A 4,660-nucleotide genomic window follows, 5' to 3' on the forward strand; every position below is an offset into this window, starting at 1 on the left:
ATTCAATTCCTTCGATAAAGCAGAAAAGCTAATAATTACAACTAAAAATAACTTCAGAAACATACTCAAAATAGACTCCATTCTTTACTAGGCTGCTAACGCCCTAATAACGGGTAAAAATCAGTTGGTTAAAATTAGCGACGAAGGAGCAAAACCAACTGTTTTTTGTCCTGTTAATTAGCTTGTTAGCTGCCTTTTTTAACAACCTTTGAAAAAGCATTTTTTATTGCTTCGGCTACCACTTTATTTAGCAAATCACCAGAACGGTTTTGCATACTTTCACCTACTTTTCGTTGTGATTCTATAAACTTTTTGGCGTAAGGGGATTTTTGCTTTAATTCTAAAATAGATTTTAATTCATTATCTTTAAATACTTCGTCATATGCTGAAGATAAATTTTTATCCCATTCTTTTTGATACTTATTAATAGATTTATTTAATTCTATCAGTAAGATTTCCTTAGCTTTTTTATCACCAACTTCTGATTTTATAATTCTATACGTTTCTGTATTCAAAGAAACCTTTAACCCCATTGCTTTTAAGTTATTACCCAGTTTAAGTTCTTGGACGAACTGTAAGGGCACATTCAATTCCTTCGATAAAGCAGAAAAGCTAATAATTACAACTAAAAATAACTTCAGAAACATACTCAAAATAGACTCCATTCTTTACTAGGCTGCTAACGCTTCAATAAGAGGCGAAGTTAAGCTTGGCTATAATCCGTGAGGTACGAACGCGAGCCAAGCTTGACGCGTCCGACTTTATTGATTTGTTAACGTAGGCCTAACACCACGCTCCGCAAATCAAATTACCCCGATTGTCCAAACAACACTGAACCCATTTACGATATTTCTGGTTTTATCCATTATTTCATTAATGGGTAATCAATCAGAATTGCAGTTTTAAACAGAACAAAATCTTTAAAACCACGGTAGCCTAAAATCTACTAAAACGTCAATTAACACTAAACTTAGCTATCCGTTGGTTTGTTGTAAATACCGCGCTAAAAGTAGCATGTTGCAAACTTGAACCGGCAACACCCACAAAAGTAAACTGAAATCGGCCAGGTTTAACTCAAAACAAAACACCAAAGGTTCAAATTTATAACTTTGATATTTATGGCCTAGTTAACGCCTCGATAAGAGGCAATAAAATTATTGGTTATACTTTAGCGAGGCACGAGTGACAAGCCAATGATTTTATGTCCTTTTACTTTATCGACTTGTTATAGCTCTTTTAACATATTAAGTTCTTTGAGATACTTTTTAACACTTGGAACGCTATATGACGGAAAGCACAGCCCTCCAGTTCCATAAATAAAAGTAAGGCTAACATCAAATTCGTCTTTTAAAGGTAGACAGCCGTAAGCATATTGAATGTCTGAATTCTCTACGTCAGTCAGCATTGGTAGCTCTAACAACGCAATAGTCCTTTTATTAAACAGAACGTCTACCCCGACTTTAATATATTTGGGTTTTGAGCCGTTCGGTTTTGTCTGGGGGAAACGAATCTCGAAATATGTGCAATCGCTAAATTCTTTGTGTTCTTCGATCTCGTACTCTTTAAAAAAAGTCCATGGTTTAAAAATAATTCCGAATTCTTTAGCTTCAGTTGGACTTAAGACAGTTGTCCCTTCAGCAAATAATATTGATGGAAGTATTGATATCACAAATAGTAAATTTTTCATCATGAGCTATAACGCCTCAATCAGAGGCAAAAAATAGTTGGTTAAAATTAGCGACGCAGGAGCAAAACCAACTGTTTTTTGTCCTGCTGAATTGACTTGTTATGTGGCTATTTATCATGACCCTGACTTTGTTCTTTGGACTTACCACTTAGGTCCAAATCATCTATAGATTTATTACGTTCTCTTCCTAGACTTATAAATCCACTAAAAATTGAAAAAGCTACGCCTTTTAACTTATTTCCTATAGTAGGCTGGAATTGTTTACCTATTAAAATTCCAACTGCTGAAGGTATTAATGCAGGGATTTGACTAAATAATATAAACCAGCCTCCTGCTTGTGCATTTGAACCATATCCCAAAAAAGAGAATATGACGATGTTTCCTAATACATATAGAATTAATACATGCTTAAATTTAAAAATTAACGACAGAAACGTAAAAATCAAAGTAATAATTAAGGCAATTGATAATAAAACATTCAAATTAGTCACCGATCCTTGGTTGCCACATAACGCCCTAATAATGGGCAAAAAATTGTTTGCTAAAATGTTGAGGAACGAAAACAGCAAACTGTTTTTTGTCCTTATTTATTAGCTTGTTAGGTATGTATTACACAATACCCCGCAACTTACTTAAAATAAGAAATACCGCCCAGAAAAAGTCTGGGTGTTTTACCTTAAGTAGTTCCGCAGGCCATATTTTTTCTTCGTTTTTTAATAAAATTGTATATGCAGTAATCTCAATTTCTATTTCAGTTGAACTCAAGTTATGAGCCATGAGATTTCTTACTTTATTAAGTTTATTAAGTGCACCCCATACCCAAGACTCACATTTACTGTCGTGGAAAGCTCGGACTAAAGCAATTTTATTAGAAAAGGTTAATCGTGATTCAGAAATATACTTAGGTTTCTCAGCTCCAATTAGAGCAACACGATCTAATTCCTGTTCAATAAGGAGATGACACTTTAAAAGGCTAAGTTCAATATCATTTATATCTTCGAGAACTTTAACCAAATCTAGAAAAGAATTATCAAACTCCATTTACATACCTAACGCCCATTTAAGGGGCTGATAATAGTTTGCTAAAATTGTGTAGCGAAGCGAAAACGAGCAAACTGTTAGCAGTCCCGCTTGAAATTCTTGTTAGGTTTCAGTTGCTAATAACTCCATTGCAACAGCTAGTTTTATTTGTTGGATCTTACTTAATTTATGACGATATTCTAGAAGAGTAAAAGTATCCATGCCTGTACACTCAGGACAATCTAGCTCGACTTCAACTCTACCAACCATCCGTGATTCAATAAGTAACCAATAATAAACAATTCTGTCATCCGGAAAGGAGTCTAAAACAATCACTTGAGTTGTATCCAAGTCATTATCTAAAAAGAAGGTTTTTACGTGAGACTCAACTGATTTTGAAAATACGGATGATGTATTTCTTAAAAGCTCCGACTTTATTTCCTTTTCAGTTTTAGAGCCAACCAATTTCACAACATTCTCCTTGAAACCTAACGCCCTAATAACAGGCAAAAAATTGTTTGCTAAAATGTTGAGGAACGAAAACAGCAAACTGTTTTTTGTCCTTGTTTATTAGCTTGTTAGGGTTACTTTTACCCAAATGGTGATTTAAAGCAACCACGTTTATACTCTTGAATGGTTATGTCAGCACTGAAACTTGCTATACCAGTACCTGTGGCAAGTTTATTTAATGATTTTAGTGCTTCAGAAGAATAACCATTAGCGAGTAAATGACTAGCAGCCCAACATACAACCCACTCATTTTTGTGATTGAGTAAAGGAAGTAAATTAGGCAACTCTGTAACATGAGTAATCGCTTCCTGCATTTTACTAAAATGCTCAGAATCATTAAGAGAAGTGCCATCTCCTTTGGCTATAGCTGACTCACAGAATTGTTCAATATGCGACATACTATCCTTGTAACCCTAACGCTAAGATAACGAGCAAAGATCTCTGCAAATTTTTTTATTCACAACATTAAGATCTTTGTCTCTGTTTATCGCCTTGTTGGACTTCCTCATCGCACTGTGGAAACCCCACGCACTTTTCGACTGACCAACTCCTAAACTAAACAGAATAATAACCATACTACAGCGCAATCTCCAATGTTATTTATGACCTCAACCTGAACGTCGCGCGCACTTAATCGCTCCACACCTAAGTGCAGAGTTTTTCTAGTCGAGCTGTTAATGCAAATTTGGCGCAAGCGCTATTCGCTCCTTATTACCACATTCCGGGCAACTCAAATTAACACCCAGCTTATTCATTAGTAATTGCCAAGTAGGTATTGTCGCTTCAATAAATGGTGTTTGATTGTTGTGCATTCTCGCGACATTCAGCTTATTCGAAATTGATGGATGATAAAGGCCGTAATATCTTACCGTTTGCTTGCCCTTTAACGGCAAGTGCTTGAGTACTATTTGACTCAACTGAGTAACGGGATATTGTTTTCGTTCTGTCTTTTTCGTTTGATGGGATTTGTACTTAAAGGTGACGATGTTATTTTTTACGCCAATTATTTGGCTATTTTTTATCGGTCCACCTCGCATATACCGTGATATATATTTTGCAACTCCTAGCCCATGTTCGTATGGCTTACAGGCATAAACCTGCCAATCAACACGACCGATTTTATTGCATAAATTTTTGATTTGTACGCTTTGTGTGTTTGGAGGAAATATCAAGTCGCCGTCAGCTAACGCTTCTTTAACTGCTGATAAAAATTTGCCTCGAAATAGACGACGCATAACTTTGACGGGAAACATAACAGTACGTTTCGGTTTTACCCAGTCACCAGCGCCATTTAATCCTCCATTCGTAATGAGACAGTGAATATGAGGGTGCTCACTTAAACTTCTCCCCCAAGTGTGTAACGCCAACAAATATCCTGGTTGCGCATTTAGGTGGCCCTTCGCGCCGCTTAACTGTTTTATCGTTTTAGATACAGCCCGATAC

General features: G+C 35.9%; 7 protein-coding genes. All 7 read right to left on the minus strand.

From position 1 onward, the window contains the following. Positions 1–185: 185 nt before the first annotated feature. Positions 186–584, minus strand: a complete 399-nt coding sequence (locus tag KO525_RS05275) for a hypothetical protein (RefSeq protein ID WP_215962750.1) — start codon at positions 582–584, stop codon at positions 186–188. A gap of 641 nt (positions 585–1,225) precedes the next feature. Continuing rightward, positions 1,226–1,690 (minus strand): hypothetical protein, encoded by a 465-nt coding sequence (locus tag KO525_RS05280; protein WP_215962751.1) that lies wholly within the window; start codon positions 1,688–1,690, stop codon positions 1,226–1,228. A gap of 104 nt (positions 1,691–1,794) precedes the next feature. After that, positions 1,795–2,169, minus strand: coding sequence for a hypothetical protein (locus KO525_RS05285; protein WP_215962752.1), 375 nt, complete (start codon positions 2,167–2,169; stop codon positions 1,795–1,797). 127 nt (positions 2,170–2,296) lie between these two features. After that, positions 2,297–2,728: a hypothetical protein gene (locus KO525_RS05290; protein ID WP_215962753.1), complete on the minus strand. Its 432-nt coding sequence runs from the start codon at positions 2,726–2,728 to the stop codon at positions 2,297–2,299. Positions 2,729–2,830: 102 nt separating this feature from the next. Further along, positions 2,831–3,178 (minus strand): hypothetical protein, encoded by a 348-nt coding sequence (locus KO525_RS05295; RefSeq protein WP_215962754.1) that lies wholly within the window; start codon positions 3,176–3,178, stop codon positions 2,831–2,833. A 119-nt stretch (positions 3,179–3,297) separates the two neighbouring features. Continuing rightward, on the minus strand, positions 3,298–3,615 hold the full coding sequence (locus KO525_RS05300; RefSeq protein WP_215962755.1) for a hypothetical protein: 318 nt from the start codon (positions 3,613–3,615) through the stop codon (positions 3,298–3,300). 276 nt (positions 3,616–3,891) lie between these two features. After that, positions 3,892–4,660: transposase (locus KO525_RS05305; protein ID WP_215962756.1), on the minus strand; the 769-nt coding region annotated here is incomplete at its 5' end.

The organism is Psychrosphaera sp. B3R10, assembly GCF_018861025.1.
GTDB classification, from domain to species: domain Bacteria; phylum Pseudomonadota; class Gammaproteobacteria; order Enterobacterales; family Alteromonadaceae; genus Psychrosphaera; species Psychrosphaera algicola.

Bases quoted from the DNA above. Each gene is read 5' to 3' on its own strand.
- KO525_RS05290 (WP_215962753.1), bottom strand. From the start codon at position 2,728: ATGGAGTTTGATAATTCTTTTCTAGATTTGGTTAAAGTTCTCGAAGAT.
- KO525_RS05300 (WP_215962755.1), bottom strand. From the start codon at position 3,615: ATGTCGCATATTGAACAATTCTGTGAGTCAGCTATAGCCAAAGGAGAT.
- KO525_RS05280 (WP_215962751.1), bottom strand. From the start codon at position 1,690: ATGATGAAAAATTTACTATTTGTGATATCAATACTTCCATCAATATTA.